This window comes from Tsukamurella serpentis (genome assembly GCF_054780975.1).
The window spans coordinates 1-17,656 of record NZ_BAAGVH010000001.1 but is presented as its reverse complement, the minus strand read 5'-3'; the positions used below and the strand labels follow the sequence as shown (position 1 = coordinate 17,656).

The following is a 17,656-nucleotide window of genomic DNA, read 5'->3' as shown; positions in this document are numbered from 1 at the left end:
GATCCCTCCTAGCTCATGAACATTCGCGCCCGCTGGCGCTGGTGCCGCATCTGCGCGATCTCCAAGCCGGGTGAGACCGCCCCTAGATCGTGCTCGTCGAGTGTCATCGCCGTCGCGGCGGCCCCCAGGACCACCTCGTGCATCGCGCGTTGTACCCGCTGGCCGGCGGTCTGCCCGATCGGGATGGCGCGGACGGCGTTCTGCGTCAGCGAGGTGACCGCGGCGAACAGGTGCGCCTCGATCGCCGTCGCGACCGGCGCTCGCACACCGTGCGCGCACATGGCGAAGGCGATGGCCGGATGACCGTGGCAGCGGCCCTCGTCGATCGCCGTCAGGTAGTCGCGCAGCGGCGCCTGCGGTGCCACGACGGTGCCGGTCTCGGCGGTGCGACGGCCCATCGTCGCCGCTGCGGTGCGGATCTGCTCGGGCAGAGTCAGCGCCGCTATCGTCCGGTCCAGTGCCCACACCGCCTGGAGGTCGCCGTCGTCGAGTGCCCGGTAGGTGAGGCGAACGGCGAGAGCGTCGGTGTAGGCGAGTTGTCGCTCGAGGTAGGCGCGCAACCACACGGCGAAGCTGTGCTCGTCGGTGATCACGTCCTCGAACAGGTACGACTCCATGCCGAAGGAGTGGCTGAACGCTCCCGTCGGCAGGGCGGAGTCGCTCAGCTGCAGCAGCGGCAGCAAATACGCCCCCTCTCCAATTGAACACTGTTCCGGTACGCCACGACCTGCGCTTTCACCGGACGTAACAGTGTTCAATGCGTGTGCTCCGCGTGCCGGAAGGGTGTGGGCAGCACCCGGTCCTGCCGGCTGTAGGGGATCGCGTGATGGTCCAGGTAGTCGACGACGGTGTGGTCGAACTGGACCACCATGACCTCCGCCCCGTACTCGGAGTCGGCGTCGAAGAACTGGGCCTGCAAATGCCGGTTGCCGAGTCCGTGTGCGGTACGGCCCATCTCGGTGATCGTGCGCGGGGCTATCACCAGGACGTCGGTGGCGAGCACCTGGACAGCGATGATGTTCCGCCCGTCGCGGTGCAGGATGTCGCCGTCGCGGAGGTCACCGTCGGGTCCGGCCGGTGCGGTCAGCCGCAGTCCGATCTCGCGGTCGTGGTCGGTCCGCACCCGCTGGATGCGCTTGACCAGATCGGCTCCGGCCAGCGGCACCCGCTCCAGGTGCAGCCGTTCGAGCTCGGCGGTGTCGAGATCGGCGAGATTGCCGGTGATGGCTTCGATGATCAATTCGGGTCCCTCAGAACAGGAAGTAGCGCTGGGTCATGGGAAGCGTCGACGCCGGCTCGGACCGCACCGGGGTTCCGTCCACGGCGACGGTGTAGGTCTCCGGGTCGACGGTGATCTCCGGCGTCGCGCCGTTGTGCGGCAGGTCCTGCTTGCGCAGGGTGCGGATCCCCCGGACCGGGGCGGTGCGCTTACGCAGGCCCAGCTGCGCGGCGACACCGGATTCCATTGCCGCAGTGGATAGGAACGTGATCGCTGCGTCGTGCACGGCGTGGCCCATGGAACCGAACTGCGGGCGCATGGTCCGCGGTTGCGGTGTGGGGATCGAGGCATTGGCGTCGCCCATGAGGGCGGTCGCGATCTGCCCGCCCTTGATCACCATGTCGGGCTTCACCCCGAAGAAGGCGGGTTGCCAGAGCACCAGATCGGCGAACTTGCCCTCCTCGACACTTCCGACGTACTCGGCGATGCCCTGGGCGAGTGCGGGATTGATCGTGTACTTGGCGATGTACCGCTTGATCCTGGCGTTGTCGGCGTGCTCCGCGTCGGCGTCGAGCGGACCGCGCTGACGTTTCATCGAATCGGCGAGTTGCCAGGTGCGGGTGATCACTTCGCCGACTCGGCCCATCGCCTGCGAGTCCGAGGAGGTGATGGAGATGATGCCCATGTCGTGCAGGACGCCTTCGGCCGCGATCGTCTCGGGCCGGATCCGGGAATCGGCGAAGGCCACGTCCTCGGGGATGTCGGCGCTGAGGTGGTGGCACACCATGAGCATGTCGAGATGTTCGACGATGGTGTTCTGTGTGAACGGCAACGTCGGATTCGTCGATGCGGGAAGAACGTTCGGGTGTCCGGCGATGGCGATGATGTCGGGTGCGTGTCCGCCGCCGGCGCCCTCGGTGTGGAAGGTGTGGATCACCCGGCCGTCGATCGCGGCGACCGTGTCCTCGAGGAAGCCGCACTCGTTGAGCGTGTCGGTGTGGATCGCGACCTGCACGTCGTACTCGTCGGCCACGGTGAGCGAGTTGTCGATCGAGGCGGTGGTCGATCCCCAGTCCTCGTGCACCTTCAGGCCGACAGCACCGGCCCGGATCTGTTCCGCGAGCGGCTCGGTCGCCCCGGCATGTCCCTTTCCGAGCAGACCGATGTTCATCGGGACGTCGTCGAGCGCCTGCAGCATTCGCGCGATGTGCCACGGCCCGGGGGTGACGGTGGTGGCGTTGGTACCCGCAGCGGGCCCGGTACCGCCGCCGATCATGGTGGTGACACCGGAATTGAGAGCGGTGTCGATCTGCTGGGCGCTGATGAAGTGGATGTGCGTGTCGATTCCGCCCGCGGTGAGGATGCGCCCCTCCCCCGCGATGATCTCCGTCGCCGCACCGATGGTGATGGAGACGCCGTCGGAGATCTGCGGGTTGCCGGCCTTACCGATCCGCATGATGTGCCCGTCACGCAGCGCGACGTCGGCCTTGATGATCCCGGTGTGGTCGATGATCAGGGCGTTCGTGATCACCGTATCGGGGACGCACATCGCCGGATCGTCGGAATCGGCACCGTCCCGGGTGAGCACGCCGTTCTCGCCCATACCGTCACGGATCACCTTGCCGCCGCCGAAGACCACCTCCTCCCCGTACACGGTGAGATCGCGTTCGACCATTGCGAACAGGTCGGTGTCGGCGAGGCGGACGGCATCGCCGACGGTGGGGCCGAACAGGTCGGTGTACTCGCGGCGGCTCAGTTCGAAGCTCATCGGTGCTCCCCGTTCTCCAGCGGGCCGAGGGGGCCGTTGACGCGGTTCGCGAGGCCGTGCACCTCACGGCTGCCCGCCAGGGCGACCAGTCGCACCGTCTTCCCGTCCCCCGGTTCGAATCGGACGGCCGTCCCGGAGGGGATGTCCAGACGGTGCCCGTGCGCCGCGTCGCGGTCGAACTCCAGGGCGGCGTTGGACTCGGCGAAGTGGAAGTGCGAGCCGACCTGGACCGGGCGGTCTCCGGTGTTGACCACACGGACGGTGCGCGTGGGCCGGCCGACGTTGCAGACGATCGGGGTGGATGCGAGACGGAGCTCTCCGGGGATCATGGGCGCCTACCTGATCGGATGGTGGACGGTGACGAGTTTGGTGCCGTCCGGGAAGGTGGCCTCGACCTGCACGTCGTGGATCATCTCGGGGACGCCGTCCTGGACGTCGTCGCGCGTGAGGATGGTGGCGCCGTAGGCCATGAGGTCGGCCACGGTGCGGCCATCGCGCGCGCCCTCGACCAGCTCGTAGGTGATGATCGCGACGGCCTCGGGGTAGTTCAGTTTGAGGCCGCGGGCCTGGCGACGGCGCGCCAGATCCGCGGCGACCACGATGAGCAGTTTGTCCTGCTCGCGGGGCAAGAGGTGCATAGGGAATCACTCAAATGCTCGGTACCTGTGACAGTCAAGCCGGTTCGTCAGGCGCAACAGCCTCGAAACACGATGTTAACGATCGGGTGGCGCCGGCGGAGCCCTTCGATCGGTTCCGCTCCGGTCACCGGTCGAGCCAGTGGTCCACGTCGAGCTCCCGGGCGTCCCCCAGTGCCGAGGAGTGGCAGCTGAACCCCACCACGGTGCGGCCGTCGTCGAGGTGCACGGAACCGAGCGTCATGGGTGCGGGCAATCGGGACAGGAAGGTTCCCAGCGCAGCGGGAGCGAGCCGCCACAGCTCGCCGCGGATCGCACGCCCACCTCGCGGGTCGTGGATCAGGCCCGGCTTCGGCGGTGCTGTCGCCAGCTCCGCGAGCCGGTACTGCGGCGCGGTCCGGATCTCCCCGGCCCACTGTGCCCCCTGCGAGGTCAACTCGTGGTCGAGCGGCTGGCCGCGCAGGTGCGCGCCGAACACGGCCAGGTCGATCGCGCCGGCCAGGTCGAGGTTCCACGCCGGCACCGGAGCGGCGCCCGCGATCCGCGCGGCCAGGTCGAAGGCGACGCCGTCGTGCCCCCCGGGCGCGAGGACTGTGACTCCGAACTGCGCGCCGTCGGCGGTCTGGCCCGCGGGTACCGCCACCGCGCACAGGTCGAGCAGGTTGCAGAAGTTCGTGTACGTGCCGAGCTCCGAGTTCACCCCGATCGGGTCTGCGGCCACCTCGGCGAGCGTGGGGTGCCGCGGGACGGTGGGCACCACGAGACCCGCGAAACCTTCGAACAGGGCCGCCGCGCGGCCGGCTATGACCCGCAGCTGCGCCTGGTCGGTGGCCAGACGGTGCGCGGGAATCTGCTCTGCGGCGCGCACGATCGCGGTCACCGTCGGGTCCAGGCCCGCGTCGTGCCCGGCGGCGGTGATGAAATCCCCCACGGCGCTGTACCGCTCGGCGACCAGGGCGCCGTCGTAGAGCAGCTTCGCCGCGTCCAGTAGCTCCGAGACGTCGACCGGTTTGACCCGCAGGCCTGCGGCCTCGGCGCGGGCGATGGCACCGTCGAAGGCCTCGCGCCAGGCGATCGGTAGTGCCGGTAGTTCGGCGGGGATCGCGATCGCGGCGTCGGGTGCGGCGGCCAGCGGTGTGTCGGCCGGCCACCGTCGGGTGCCGGTGGCGCCCATGATCGTCATCGCTCGGCCGGCGGTGGTCACGTCGCGGGCGAAGACGGTGACGCAGTCGTAGGACGCGCACGCGGGCACCACACCGTCGGTGCTCACCGCGCCGATCGTCGGTTTGATGCCGACGATGCCCTGGAGGCCGGCGGGAACGCGGCCCGAACCGGCGGTGTCGGTGCCGATCGCGATATCGGCGTAGTCCAGGGCGACGGCGACGGCCGAGCCCGAGCTCGACCCTCCGGAGATGTGGTCGGGTCTGCGGGCGTCCCGCACGGCGCCGTACGGGCTCCGCGTCCCGACGAGGCCGGTGGCGAACTGGTCGAGGTTCGTCTTGCCGATCACCACCGCGCCCGCCGCGCGCAGCGCCGCGACAGCGGCGGCATCGTTCGCGGGGTGGTACGTGTATCCCGGGCAGGCTGCGGTGGTGGGCAATCCGGCGACGTCCACGTTGTCCTTGACGGCGAGGACGATTCCCGCGAGTGGTCCGCCTTCGGTGACCGACCGGTCGTACTCCGCGGTGACGTCCGCCTCCGGGCGCAGTGCGAGGAAGACCTCGGGGCGGTCGTCGGCGGCGATCCTCCGGTAGATGTCGGCGATGCGGGTCATGCTGCGCTCCTGGTGAACTCGCCGGCGGCAGCCCATCGGCCACGCTCCTCGTCGCGGGCGATCTCCATCGCGGACTGCACCCGCGAGATGTCGTCGGCCTCGCGGGCGAGGAAGGCGCGGTGCGAGGAGAGCGAGAAGGATCCGGGGGTGATGTCGACGGTGCCGCGCCCCGCCGCGGTATCGGCGCGCAGGTCGGCGAGTTCCTCAGTACTAACCGGGTACCAGCTGATCCGGTCGAAGTGCCGCAGCAGCCAGGGGTGTTCGAGCTCGAAGCCGCCCGCCGCCAGCGGATGCCGGTGGTTCCACACCTGGGTGGTGCGGCCGACGAACTGATACCCGCCGGGGCCCTCCATCCCGTAGATGCACAGGTAGGCCCCGCCGATGCCGACCGCGTTCTCCGGTGTCCAGGTCCGGGCCGGGTTGTACTTGGTGGTCACCAGACGGTGGCGCGGGTCCAGTGGCACCGCGACGGGGGCACCGAGATAGACGTCGCCCAGGCCCAGCACGAGGTAGGAGGCGTCGAAGACGATTCGTCGTACGTCCTCCACGGATTCCAGTCCGTTCATGCGGCGGATGAACTCGATGTTCCACGGGCACCACGGCGCATCACCGCGAACACCGAGGATGTATCGCTCGATCGCCTCGCGGGTGCTGGGATCGTCCCAGGAGAGCGGCAGTGAGACGGTCCGACTGGGCACGATCATGTCGTCGGCGGCGGGGAGCTGTGATTCCGCCTCCCGGATCCAGTCGAGCGCGGTGGGCTGGCGCAGCTGCGTGGGATCGAACTTCACCTGCAGGCTGCGCACACCGGCGGTCAGGTCGATCAGGCCCCGAGGCGATTCCGCGCGCAACCGCTGCTCCAGTGCGTGGACGCGGGCGCGCGATTCCAGGTCGAGTGTCATGGCGCCGTACTCGATCAGGACGTTGTCGTCGCCGGATCGCCGGTAGGTGACGGTGGTCTCGCCGTCGGCGGTGGTCGCCCGTGCCAGGACACCGTCGTCGAGGTCGGCCCCGGCGGACAGCACCACCGGCAGGTTGGCCCGGCGCGCGGTACCGAACCCGCCGGGCGATGCCGCGGCGTCAGCGCGCACCGGGACGAAGCGCACACCGTCTCCGGGGCGCAATTGGCCCAGCTTCCATCGGTCGGCGGTGGTCACCGTGACCGGACAGACGAAGCCGCCCAGGCTGGGACCGTCGGGGCCGAGCAGGATGGGAGTGTCGCCGGTGAAGTCCAGCGCGCCCACCGAGTACGCGTTGTCGTGGATGTTCGACGGGTGCAGGCCGGCCTCGCCACCGTCGGCGCGGGCCCATTCGGGTTTGGGGCCGATGAGCCGCACCCCGGTGCGGTCGGAATTGAAGTGCACCTCGTACGTGGTGGCGTAGAGGGTTGCGATATCGGCTTCGGTGAAGTACTCGGGAGCCGAGTGCGGACCGACGGTCACGGCCAGCTGCCACTGGGTGGTGAACGCGGGCACCTCGTCGTCGAGGATGCGACGCGGCGCTGCCACTGCGGAGGTGCCGATCGGCAGTTCGTCACCGGCGGCGAGCGTTCTACCGTCGTGACCGCCGAACCGTCCGAGGGTGAACGTCGCTGCGCTGCCGAGGTAGTCGGGAACGACGACGGCGCCGCGAACGGCGACGTAGACCCGCATCCCGAGCGACGAGGTGGCGCCGACCGCGAGCTCCTGCCCCGGGTGCAGGTCGACGGGCGTCCAGGTCGGTACGGGTGTCCCGTCCACCGTGACGGTGACCGGTGCGCCGGTGATCGCGATCGTGGTGCGCTCGTCGACGGTGGCCACGAGGCCGCCCAGAGTGCACTCGAGTCCCGGTGCGCCCTGGTCGTTTCCGACCGCCAGGTTCGCCAAGCGGAAGGAGAGATCGTCCATCGGGCCCGACGGCGGGACTCCGATCGACCAGTACCCGGAGCGGCCCGGCCAGTCCTGCACGGTGGTCATGGGGCCGGGGCGGACGACGGTGAGGGTGGTCATGCGGCGGCCTCCGAGATCTCCAGCTCCACCGCGGTGGGGTCGAACCCGTTACAGGGGTTGTTGATCTGTGGGCAGTTGGAGATCAGCACCAGGGTGTCGATCTCGGCGCGCAGCACGAGTTTCCGGCCCGGCGCGGAGAGACCGTCGACGATGCCGAGCGTTCCATCGGGGTCGATGGGGACGTACATGTAGAAGTTGACGTTGCCCACCAGGTCCCGCTTTCCGAGGCCGTGCCGACTGCCCTCGATGAGGAAGTTCTCGACGCAGGCGTGCTGGTGCTTGGTGTGATGGCCGTAGCGCAGCGTGTTGGACTCCTGCGAGCAGGCACCGCCGAGGGTGTCGTGGTGACCCACCTCGTCGGCGACGATGGTCATCATCGGGCGTGACTCCTGGTCACGGATGACGGTTCCCGCGCCGAGGAAGATGTTGCCCTGACCGAGGACGGTCTGCTGGGCGCTGTACCGGATGCTGTGGTCGTGCGCACCGTAGAACAGGGTGTCGACGGCCTGGTTCCCGTACAGGTCGGTCATGGTGAGGGTGTGGCCGGCGGGCACGATGCCCGACCAGGGCGCACGTGGGGTGACGGTGGCGATCATGATTCGTCCTTGTGGTCCGTTCGGGCGGTGGTCACAGCGCGGCGCGGTGGGCGTCCTCGGAGTTCGCCACGGCACGCTGGTATTCGGGGTCGGTGCCGGTATCGGCGACGAGCGCGGCGAGGTCGTCGTCGGCGCGCCAGGCCAGGACTTCGAGCAGGCCGGTGTCGAAGGTCGGCGACGGGTCGAGCGGGTGCGCCGTGTTCGCGATGGCGACGATGCACGGCAGGTGGAGCACCAGCTCCACCGCGCATTCCGCGCCTGCGCTCCCGGTGGAGGCGAGGGCACCGTCGGCCTCCACGGTGACGCCGTGGAAGAACGAGACGGACGGGGCGACGTCGGTGGGCGTCAGTCCGTGCTTCGCTGCGGCGAGTACGAGCAGCTCGCGGCCGGCCGGGCTCCCCGAGTGCGCCTCCCCCGCACCGTACTTGGCGGTGTTCGAGGCGAGGGTGGTCGTGCCGCACAGGGCGTCGTGGTGTCCGGAGTCGTCGGCGACGACGGTAGCGAGCACGCGCCCCTGGTCGGAGAGCAGGGGATGTCCGGCGGCGATGTACGCCTGCCAGGGCACTTTGACGGTGTCGGCGACACTGAGTCGCTCCCACGGGGCGTCGGCCCGCCATATCAGGATGTTCGCGCAGGCGGTTCCGGTGGTGTCCGTGAGACGCAGTCGCGTGCCGCGGGCCAGGACCTTGGCGGTGTAGCGACCGCCGGGGACGGTCTCGGCCCAGGTGAGGGCGTCGGCGTGCACGCCGGCCGGGGGATGCGGCCAGGCGCCGGCGGGCACCGTCGGCATCCCCTCGACGCGAGTGTCGGCCTGGGCGCGGGCGTGCTCGCGGGCGCCCCGGGTGGTGGCGGTGTTCTCGGCGATGGCGGTCACGATCAGTTGCCTTTCGTGGTGGGGAGATCGGGGAGGACGGGGGTCACGGGGCGGGGATGAGGGCGGCGCGGGAAGCAGGCGATGCCGGCGATCACGGCGACCGCGACGGTGATCGGACCCGCCCATTGCAGGAGTACGGATTGCCCTGCCGGGTCGTAGATCTCGGCGCGTGGCCAGGCCAGGTTGATCACCATCGCGCCGCCGTAGAGGACTGCAGCCAGGTTGACCGGCACACCCCAGCGACCGAGCCCGAAGACCGGCTCACCCTCGGAGTCCCGGATGCTCGTACCGTGTGGCCACCCGCGCACGCGCTGGTAGAGCATCGGCGCGGTCACCGACAGGTAGGCGAGGTAGATCAACACGATGCAGACACTGGCGAGGGTCGCGAAGATCGCGGGGTTGCCCACGTTCACCAGCAGCACGGCGACGCACAGCACGCCGATCAGGACTGCCGGAGCGACCGGCGTCTGGGTGCGCAGGTTCACGCGGGACAGCTGCCCCGAGAACGGGAGTCGGTGATCGCGGGCCATGGAGAAGATGAGCCGGCTGCAAGCGGTCTGGATGGCGAGAGTGCAGATGAAGACGGCCACGGCCACATCGACCAGGAGCACCTTGCCCCAGAAGGAACCGAGGACGGACTGGAGGACGTAGGGCAGACCGCCGGTGGCGAGCTCATCCCCCAGGGTCGGTGCGGCCATCAACGCGGTGAGCAGCATGAGTCCGCCGCCGATCGCCGAAGAGGTGAGCGCGAAACGGATGGTGCGCGGGGCGACCTTGCGGGGGTTCACGGTCTCCTCGGCGAGTTCGCCGGCCGAGCCGAAGCCGACCATCACGTAGGCCGCCATGAGACCGGAGACGATGAAGGCGCCGAGGTAGCCACCGGATCCGGTGGAGGCGGCCTGTGAGGTGTCGAAGACGACCTGGGGCCCGCGCTGGGCGTGCATGGCGAGAGCACCGATGACGGCGACCACGCCGACCAACTCGCAGGTGACTCCGATGGCGTTGATGCGGCTCATCCAGTGCACGCCGATGCAATTGATGGTGGTGGTGATGATCAGGAGGACAGTGCCGAGCAGGACGGCGTTCGCGGCGCCGCTGGGGCTGGTGAGTGAGGCGTCGTCGCCGATGATCTGGAAGCCCGACCAGACGGTGGGGAGCACCACTTGGAGTGCGATGGCGGCGGCCGAGGCGGTGACGATCTGCGCGAGGATCATGAACCAGCCACCGAACCAGCCGACCACCTCACCGCCCAGGCGCCGCGACCACTGGTAGATCGCGCCGGAGATCGGATAGCGCGCGGCCATCTCGGCGAAGCACAGCGCCACCAGGAACTGCCCCAGGTAGACAATGGGCCAGGTCCAGAAGAAGGCGGCGCCTCCGAGCGAATAGCCGAGGCCGAACAGCTGGAAGATGGTGGTGAGGATGGACACGAAGGAGAACCCGGCGGCGAAGGACGCGAACGTCCCGAGCGAGCGGCGCAGCTGCGGCTGGTAGCCGAGCTGGGCCAGATCATCCGAATCATGGTGTCGGGGTTGGGTGGTTGTCATGGCGGCTTCCCGGTCAGAGCTCTATCTGTCAGTTGACAGAAAACACCTCTCCCGGGTCACTCGGATTGCCCCGCTGTTGCAAATGGGAAAACCGGGGCTACGAACATGTTTCGCGGCGGGTAGCCTGACCGCTGTGACGGAGGCGAACCGTGCGGCGGAAACGGCAGGTAGACGGGGTAGGCCGCGGGCGAACGATCCCCGCCGGCCCGGTGCCACTGCGGTTGAGGAGATCCTCGACGCTGCTGCCGAGTTGTTCAGCCGAGGCGGTTACGCGGCCACATCCACCCGGCAGATCGCCGAAGCCGTGGGCATTCGCCAGGCGTCTCTGTACCACTACTTCCCCACCAAGGGTGAGATCCTGACCGCTCTGCTGGAGGCCACGGTGCAGGCTCCGCTGCAGATCGCCCGCTCGGTGGTCGAGGAGGAGGGCCCGGCCCTCGATCGGTTGTTGCGTCTCGCCAGATCGGACACCGGCCACCTGCTCTCGGCGCGCTACAACCTGGGTGCGCTGTACCACCTGCCTGAGCTCGCGGCCGACGAGTTCGCCGAGTTCCGCGCCGACCGCGCGGAGCTGGCCGAGCACTATCGGACGCTGGCGGCTGCGGCTACCGGGAGCGACGACGATCCCCGCACGCTGCTGCCGTTTCGCCTCGTCGAGTCCGTGATCGGCCTGCGATCCGACGGTGCCCTCGGTCCCGGCTCGGGCAGGGACAACGACTCCGCCGTGGACGCGATCTGCGATGCGATCCGGCGGGTGCTCGCCCGGTAGCCGTTACGGGGCCTTGGAGATCGCCAGTGTGGCCCAGGCGATCGCCTTCTCACACTCCGGCACGAGATCGGCGGACGGCTTGCCAGGGGACGTGACGCGGAAACTTGAATGCACCATGGCATTGCGTGACATGAATGATGCTAGACACCCGTCGCCCAGCTCAGTAGCCACAATGACAATCCGGCCGTTGACTACCCGATCCGGCTGCCAAGGGCGCGCGCTCTGTTTCGCCTTGTAGTCGCTGGTCGACTTCTCGTTTCCGACGATCTGACTGAACCGACCAGAACCATTCGGCGATTGCCAATGACAGCCGCGGTAGTTCGGCGATTCCGATATCGCAGCGTCGCTCAGCGTCTGCGAAGCTACCCCTAGGGACCTCAGTTCTGCGTCGGAGTATGCGGTACACGGTTCGAAACTCGTTCCATCATTGCGTTCGTTGGTGCGTCCAGCGAAGCGGGGAACGAACGGCAACGACCTCTCCTCACTGGCTGAGCGGTTGATAGAACCATCTGGAGCGGTTATTGCCTGACCTGCCACATGTGAGGTACAGCTCGAAGCGAGAAGGGCAAGGCAGACGATTGCGAAGACTCTCAGTCCCATCGCACCTCGCCGATCCCGTCTACGTTCTGCAGTTCGGTGTCTTCGAGGTCTTTTGCGATCTGCCGCAACGACTGTGCGATCATCGTGGCCTGCTCCGCCTGCCAAGAGACGCTTCGCACCAAGGACAAATCGTGGTCGTGGACCGCAACCCCAAGATTGTGAGTTGCCGCTCGACCTTCCGTGGTGTCGCCGAGAAAGTTGCGTCGCCCAACGTCACCAAGCGAATCCACAATCGCGTTCAGCCTCTCAGCGTGCCGCTCGTGGGCGCGGGCCAGTTCCTCGATCGGGCCACCGTCGAGAACCATGTTCGGCCGGTCCGCGATGCGCTCCCGCGCCTGCTCACGGATCCGCTCCTCATCCGGATACCCCACGAATCCCCCCGATCGTTGTCACGCCCGCAGCAGCACGTCCTCATCCATTGGACGCACCGGCCCCACGATCGGTTCCGCCCTTGGCCCGCGGAGCTCAGTCTGTCTTGACTTCGCTCCGGTCGCCGGACCACAGGGTGTGGAAGGTGCCGGGCTTGTCGACGCGCTTGTAGGTGTGTGCCCCGAAGAAGTCGCGCTGGCCCTGGACGAGCGCGGCGGGAAGCCGGTCGACGTTGAGCGAGTCGAAGTAGCTCAGGGCGGTGGCGAACCCGGGCACCGGCACAGCGGCCTGGGTGGCGGTGATGACCACCCGGCGCCAGGCGTCCTGTCCGTCACGGATGGCCTGTGCGAAGTACGGCGCCTCCAGGAGCGTCGCAAGGTTCGGGTTGGCCTCGTAGGCGTCAGCGAGGACGTTGAGGAACTGGGCGCGGATGATGCAGCCGCCGCGCCAGATCTTGGCGACGGCCCCCTTCTCGATGTCCCAGCCGTACTTCTCCGCCCCGGCGATGATCGCGTCGAAGCCTTGGGCGTAGGCCACGATCTTCGAGGCGTAAAGAGCCTTCGCGACATCGTCGACGAAGGAATCGTCGACCCGCAGTGCGGAGGGCCACTCGATGCCCAGGGCCCGGACCGCGTCGCGCTGGGCCCGCTTGGACGAGACGGCGCGACCGAACACGGCCTCGGCGACGCCGCCGACCGGAACGCCCAGGTCGAGGGCAGTCTGCACTGTCCAGACTCCGGTTCCCTTGCTACCGGCCTGGTCGACGACGATGTCGACGAAAGGCTTGCCGGTCTCGGCGTCCACGTGCTTGAGGATCTCCGCCGTGATCTCGATGAGATAGCTCGCGAGCGGGCCGGTGTTCCACGCAGCGAAGATCTCGGCGATCTGCGCGGGTTGATAGCCGGAGACGTTACGCAGCAGATCGTAAGCCTCGCCGATGAGTTCCATGTCGGCGTACTCGATACCGTTGTGAATCATCTTGACGAAGTGGCCGGCGCCGTCAGTGCCCACGTGGGTCACGCACGCCTCCCCTTCGGCGACCGCTGCGATCGACGCGAGAATCGGGCCGAGGGTCTCGTACGACTCGGCGGTGCCGCCGGGCATGATCGACGGTCCCCTGAGCGCGCCCTCCTCGCCGCCCGAGATGCCGGCGCCGACGAAGTGGATGCCCGTCGGCGCGATCTTCGCCTCGCGGGCGATGGTGTCGTGGAAGTTGGCGTTGCCGCCGTCGACGATGATGTCGCCCGGCTCGAACCGCTCGGCGAGCTGATCGATCACAGCATCGGTGCCCGCGCCGGCCTGCACCATGATGATCGCGGTGCGCGGCTTCGCGAGGCTGGCGACGAACTCGTCGATCGTGTCGCTGGCAACGAAGTTCGCCTCGGGGTGGTTGCTGGCCACTTCGTGGGTCTTCTCCGGCGAGCGGTTGTAGATCGCGACGGTGTTGCCCTCACGGGACGCCAGGTTGCGGGCCAGGTTGGAGCCCATCACCGCCATCCCCACCACTCCGATGTTCGCCTTGCCATCGTTGCTGCTCATCGCTTGTTCGTCCCGCTTCCTCGTGGTGGTTCACACTCAGCCCCTACGTTACGTCCCCATGCCCGACGGTGCCCCCACCTCACCCACTGAACGCAGTCCGGCCGTACCGCAATGCGGCGTCTGCGGTCAGCCCTCTCCGAGCCTCGGATTCCACGATCACAGCGCGGCCGTCGCGACACCAAAAGACTCAGCAGACATTGGCCGATCAAGCCGCCAAGTGATCGCCATAGGCCGCTCACCGGAGTGGCCCATGTACTTCGCGGGCCCCAGAAATTCATAGGGCACCGTCCCATACTCGCCATTCTTCGCTACGCGAACAAATAGCAACACTCGACTATCGCCGTTAATGTACCGTCGCCCGGTCTCAGAGATCTCCGAAGTTGTTGACTGAGACTCCCAATGGAATTCGGTTCGACTAATTGGATAATCGCGATACATGGTCGTGGGCGAGAATGAGCCTTCGGTCTTCACGAGGGTCACAAACATCGCGTCGATGTTCCGCTCCGGGATGTACTTGACGCCTTCTCGGAACGTGGCTGGCACTGCTTCCAGTGAGGCGTGACCGAGACCCGCGAGAACCTCTTCGCGCGTGTACCGTGCATGGATTCGCAAAGGGATGTCACTACAAGCCCCGTTAAGGGGGAAACTCTGTTGTCGGGATCGCTCGAATCCGACCTCCATAATCTCAAGGAATTCGCGCGATGCCGCATACTCTTGCCGCAACGCATCCAACCCATCGTCAACACTCGCGAACTTCGGCTTACCGCCGTCCGGCCAGATTGAGAAAAACAGCATCTTAGCGAGCAGTTGTCCAGTCTCACTCATATCGTCAAATCGGGTCGCGCTCAAAATTATCTGCTTGTAACCACTGACACGCACCTCGTCGTCGACGTGAGCAAATACCTGACTGCGTCGGAGGATCTCGGTCTCACGGGGACCAGGCGGAAATCCCAGATCAACACCAGCTTCACGACGGAGCGCCGTCCATGATCGGTCGCCCTTAATCACCGACGCAAGCTCGATTCCAGTCACCTCTAGAAAGCCTGCGAGAGTGTCCTCGCCCGCGGAGCGGACTTCGGCGACGAGCTGCGGTCTACGCAGGTTGAGCTGGCGCTTCACATTCTCGAGGATGAAAGACTGTGTCTGGCGGTCTAGCTCTATGCGGCATCCAGACGGCAGGTAAGGGAAGTCCATCTCGACTTCCTTCACGAGCTTGCCCCGCGGGATGCCCGTGAGCGCGCGGAGCCGCTTGTCCCAGCGGAACTCCTCGCGCTGATGACCTACGAAGTCCATCACGGTGAGAACAGCCTTGTCAGATGTCCTACGCAGACCGCGGCCAAGCTGCTGTAGGAAGATCGTCGCGCTCTCGGTAGGACGGAGCATGAGGACCGTGTCGATCTCCTTGATGTCGAGACCCTCGTTGAACACATCAACTGAGAAGATTGCGTTGATGCGGCGGTCACAGAGGTCAGAGAGCGCCTGCCTCCGCGCATCGTTTCCGGTTTGACCCGACACCACAGCTGACGGGATTCCAGCCTCGCTGAACTTGTCGGCCATGTATCGCGCGTGCTCAATCGAAACACAGAACCCCAGCGCGCGCATCTGACCAGGGTCCGCAAGCTTGTCCTGAACAGCCTGCAACACCATCCGAACTCGCGCGTCGTTGCCCGTGTACAGCTGACCGAGTGCGGTCTGGTCGTACTTCCCGGCCTTCCACGCGATCGCGGACAGGTCCGTGCCGTCGGCAATGCCGAAGTAGTGGAAGGGACACAGGAGCTCGGCACCAAGCGCATCCCAGAGGCGCAGCTCAGTGGCGATCCTACCCCCAAAATACTCGCGCACATCGAGGCCGTCAGCGCGTTCCGGGGTCGCAGTCAGACCAACTAACTCTCGAGGTGCGAAGTGATCGACCAGGCGCCGGTAAGTTGGCGCTGCCCCATGGTGAAACTCATCGACCACGATCACCTCGAAGTGACCTGCCTCGAATGTGTCAAGGACCTCCTGCCTCAGAGATTGCACGCTGGCGAACACGTGATCCCATCGCTCAGGCCTCTCCCCGTTGACCAGAAGCTCACCAAATGCACCGTCGGCGAGAACCTCACGGAATGTGCGCTGTGCCTGAACCAGGATTTCGCGCGTATGCGCCACAAACAACAAGCGTGGACGCTCGGCGCCCGCTGGAATCAGGCGTCGGTAGTCCAGGGCAGCGAGTACGGTCTTGCCGGTGCCTGTCGCTGCCACTACCAGGTTCCGATGACGATCGTGTACTTCGCGCTCGGCCTGCAACTCGTCCAGCATCGTCTGCTGATAAGGATACGGACGCACCTCCAAACCCGACACGTTGATCGTCACATTGCCCGAGTTTGTGGCGCCGGAAGCCTCACGCAAAGCGCGATCGAGCCGCTCGCCGTCCCGATCGGGGATGTACTCCTCGAATCCGGGGTCTTCGCTCCAATAGGACTCGAACGTCGCCCGGAACTTGTTCAACAAGCTGGGAGTCGCGACCCTAGACAGGCGCACGTTCCACTCGACACCATCGATCAGCGCGACGTTTGAGAGGTTGGACGACCCGATGTATGCGGTGTCGAATCCCGAGTCTCGGTGGAACATCCACGCCTTTGCGTGCAGTCGCGTACGCAGAGCGTCGTACTGCACTCGCACCTCAGCGCCGTACTTCTCTGCCAGTCGATCGAGTGTCTTGCGTTCGGTGGAACCGAGGTACGTGGTTGTGATGACGCGGAACGGCTTGCCAGCATCCATTAGCTCCTGCAACTCGGTCTCTAACAGCCGCACGCCACTCCACTTGATGAACGCGCACAGCAGGTCGACACGATCGGCAGAGGCAAGTTCTGCTTTCAGTTCGTGACCAATGGAGGGCTCTCCCCTGCCGCTGTTCGTTAGCAGGGCGATCTCAGAGAGCGGAGTCTCCGGCCGAGTCGACGTCCGATCGACAACACCGGGAGCAGGCAGTCGATAGAGGCGCGCAAGCTGGACGGCCGGGTCAAGAATCGGGCTATCGGATTCGCCGGCCAGGGACAGCAGACTGTTCGCGAGCATGATCCGCTGCGACTCGTCCTTCTCCCCCGCGATTGCCCGCTCCACGATGCTCGCCACGTGCCGCGCGAGCACGTGCGGCTGGTCGGCCTTCTCGACCGCTCGCGTATCGCTTTGCAAGCCCGTCGCTTTGATCCGATCGCGGAGCTCCACTGTGTGGAGCGACTCGTAGATCCCCTCTTCCATGGCGACAGTCTGGCACCCTGCTCTGACAAGATCGGGCAAAGGTGCCAGAATCGCCGTCATGCACTCTGACGCTCCGCGGCTGGTCGTCGGTGCGATCATCGTGGACGACCTGGAACAGCCAACCATGGTTTTCGCGGCGCGGCGCACAAGCCCCCCGACGCTCGCCGGCCTCTGGGAGTTCCCCGGTGGCAAGACCGAAGAAGGTGAGACGCCGGAGGCTGCGCTCGTCCGCGAGATCCAAGAGGAGCTCGGTGCGACCGTCTCTGTCGGTCCCGAAGTACCCCATGCATCAGGCGCATGGCCGATCTCGGAGAAGTACGAGATGCGGCTCTACTTCGCTGCAGTCGCGCACGGACGGCTCACATCGGGTGACTCCCATGACGAGTTGTGCTGGATTGCTCCCAGCGATCTTGGATCCATCGCTTGGTTGCCCTCAGATGCAGGCGCGATCGAGACCATCCAAGAACGCATTTCGACCTGGACTGCTTAGACCCGCAGGACAAGGGGCCCATGGATACCGCGGGCGCCGGGTGAGCTGCGGCGCGTATTTCATGTCGCGGATGTTGCTCGCATAGATCGAGAAGTACTCGTCAACCTCATCGTGCCCTATGCATGAATCGCCCCACCTATCGCGAATCGCCGTGATGCACAGTCCGTCTTGGCTCCAGTCGAACCGGAGCTTGACCCGGTTTCCCGGACAGTTGACGTGACGGCTTCAGGCTACCGATGAGGCGGCCT

16 protein-coding genes are annotated in these 17,656 nt (G+C 66.7%); 2 read left to right on the top strand and 14 right to left on the bottom strand.

Annotated elements, in window-relative coordinates; genetic code table 11:
* Window positions 1-8: 8 nt before the first annotated feature.
* The 10 genes from ACYVHG_RS00080 to ACYVHG_RS00035 all read right to left on the bottom strand — a co-directional run bounded on the left by ACYVHG_RS00080 (window position 9) and on the right by ACYVHG_RS00035 (window position 10,401).
* Complete coding sequence (locus tag ACYVHG_RS00080) at window positions 9-683, bottom strand: urease accessory protein UreF (protein WP_461165398.1); 675 nt, start codon at window positions 681-683, stop codon at window positions 9-11.
* A gap of 71 nt (window positions 684-754) precedes the next feature.
* Window positions 755-1,240 (bottom strand): urease accessory protein UreE, encoded by a 486-nt coding sequence (ureE, locus tag ACYVHG_RS00075; protein ID WP_461165397.1) that lies wholly within the window; start codon window positions 1,238-1,240, stop codon window positions 755-757.
* 10 nt (window positions 1,241-1,250) lie between these two features.
* On the bottom strand, window positions 1,251-2,987 hold the full coding sequence (gene ureC, locus ACYVHG_RS00070; protein WP_461165396.1) for an urease subunit alpha: 1,737 nt from the start codon (window positions 2,985-2,987) through the stop codon (window positions 1,251-1,253).
* Complete coding sequence (locus tag ACYVHG_RS00065; protein WP_461165395.1) at window positions 2,984-3,316, bottom strand: urease subunit beta; 333 nt, start codon at window positions 3,314-3,316, stop codon at window positions 2,984-2,986. Before ACYVHG_RS00065 ends, ureC begins: the two co-directional genes overlap by 4 nt.
* A 6-nt stretch (window positions 3,317-3,322) precedes the next feature.
* Window positions 3,323-3,625, bottom strand: coding sequence for an urease subunit gamma (locus ACYVHG_RS00060; RefSeq protein WP_461165394.1), 303 nt, complete (start codon window positions 3,623-3,625; stop codon window positions 3,323-3,325).
* Window positions 3,626-3,749: 124 nt separating this feature from the next.
* A complete protein-coding gene (gene atzF, locus ACYVHG_RS00055; protein WP_461165393.1) occupies window positions 3,750-5,396 on the bottom strand; it encodes an allophanate hydrolase in 1,647 nt (548 codons plus the stop codon).
* The gene (locus tag ACYVHG_RS00050) at window positions 5,393-7,384 is read right to left on the bottom strand and encodes a 5-oxoprolinase/urea amidolyase family protein (RefSeq protein WP_461165392.1); all 1,992 of its coding nucleotides are present in this window, start codon (window positions 7,382-7,384) and stop codon (window positions 5,393-5,395) included. The genes atzF and ACYVHG_RS00050 overlap by 4 nt, the downstream gene beginning before the upstream one ends.
* Window positions 7,381-7,980, bottom strand: coding sequence for an urea amidolyase associated protein UAAP2 (locus ACYVHG_RS00045; RefSeq protein ID WP_461165391.1), 600 nt, complete (start codon window positions 7,978-7,980; stop codon window positions 7,381-7,383). The genes ACYVHG_RS00050 and ACYVHG_RS00045 overlap by 4 nt, the downstream gene beginning before the upstream one ends.
* 31 nt (window positions 7,981-8,011) lie before the next feature.
* Window positions 8,012-8,857: an urea amidolyase associated protein UAAP1 gene (locus ACYVHG_RS00040; RefSeq protein WP_461165828.1), complete on the bottom strand. Its 846-nt coding sequence runs from the start codon at window positions 8,855-8,857 to the stop codon at window positions 8,012-8,014.
* Window positions 8,857-10,401: an amino acid permease gene (locus ACYVHG_RS00035; RefSeq protein WP_461165390.1), complete on the bottom strand. Its 1,545-nt coding sequence runs from the start codon at window positions 10,399-10,401 to the stop codon at window positions 8,857-8,859. The genes ACYVHG_RS00040 and ACYVHG_RS00035 overlap by 1 nt, the downstream gene beginning before the upstream one ends.
* A 133-nt stretch (window positions 10,402-10,534) precedes the next feature.
* Here ACYVHG_RS00035 and ACYVHG_RS00030 point away from each other — a divergent pair, with 133 nt between their 5' ends.
* Window positions 10,535-11,170, top strand: a complete 636-nt coding sequence (locus tag ACYVHG_RS00030; RefSeq protein ID WP_461165389.1) for a TetR/AcrR family transcriptional regulator — start codon at window positions 10,535-10,537, stop codon at window positions 11,168-11,170.
* A gap of 3 nt (window positions 11,171-11,173) precedes the next feature.
* Here ACYVHG_RS00030 and ACYVHG_RS00025 read toward each other — a convergent pair whose 3' ends face one another.
* From ACYVHG_RS00025 to ACYVHG_RS00010, 4 genes are all read right to left on the bottom strand, one after another.
* Window positions 11,174-11,770 (bottom strand): DUF3558 domain-containing protein, encoded by a 597-nt coding sequence (locus ACYVHG_RS00025; protein ID WP_461165388.1) that lies wholly within the window; start codon window positions 11,768-11,770, stop codon window positions 11,174-11,176.
* Window positions 11,761-12,141, bottom strand: coding sequence for a hypothetical protein (locus ACYVHG_RS00020; protein ID WP_461165387.1), 381 nt, complete (start codon window positions 12,139-12,141; stop codon window positions 11,761-11,763). The genes ACYVHG_RS00025 and ACYVHG_RS00020 overlap by 10 nt, the downstream gene beginning before the upstream one ends.
* A gap of 94 nt (window positions 12,142-12,235) precedes the next feature.
* Complete coding sequence (gndA, locus tag ACYVHG_RS00015) at window positions 12,236-13,678, bottom strand: NADP-dependent phosphogluconate dehydrogenase (RefSeq protein WP_461165386.1); 1,443 nt, start codon at window positions 13,676-13,678, stop codon at window positions 12,236-12,238.
* A 156-nt stretch (window positions 13,679-13,834) separates the two neighbouring features.
* Window positions 13,835-16,918: a DUF3427 domain-containing protein gene (locus ACYVHG_RS00010; RefSeq protein WP_461165385.1), complete on the bottom strand. Its 3,084-nt coding sequence runs from the start codon at window positions 16,916-16,918 to the stop codon at window positions 13,835-13,837.
* A 58-nt stretch (window positions 16,919-16,976) separates the two neighbouring features.
* Here ACYVHG_RS00010 and ACYVHG_RS00005 point away from each other — a divergent pair, with 58 nt between their 5' ends.
* On the top strand, window positions 16,977-17,408 hold the full coding sequence (locus ACYVHG_RS00005) for a (deoxy)nucleoside triphosphate pyrophosphohydrolase (protein ID WP_461165384.1): 432 nt from the start codon (window positions 16,977-16,979) through the stop codon (window positions 17,406-17,408).
* The last annotated feature ends 248 nt before the right edge of the window (window positions 17,409-17,656 follow it).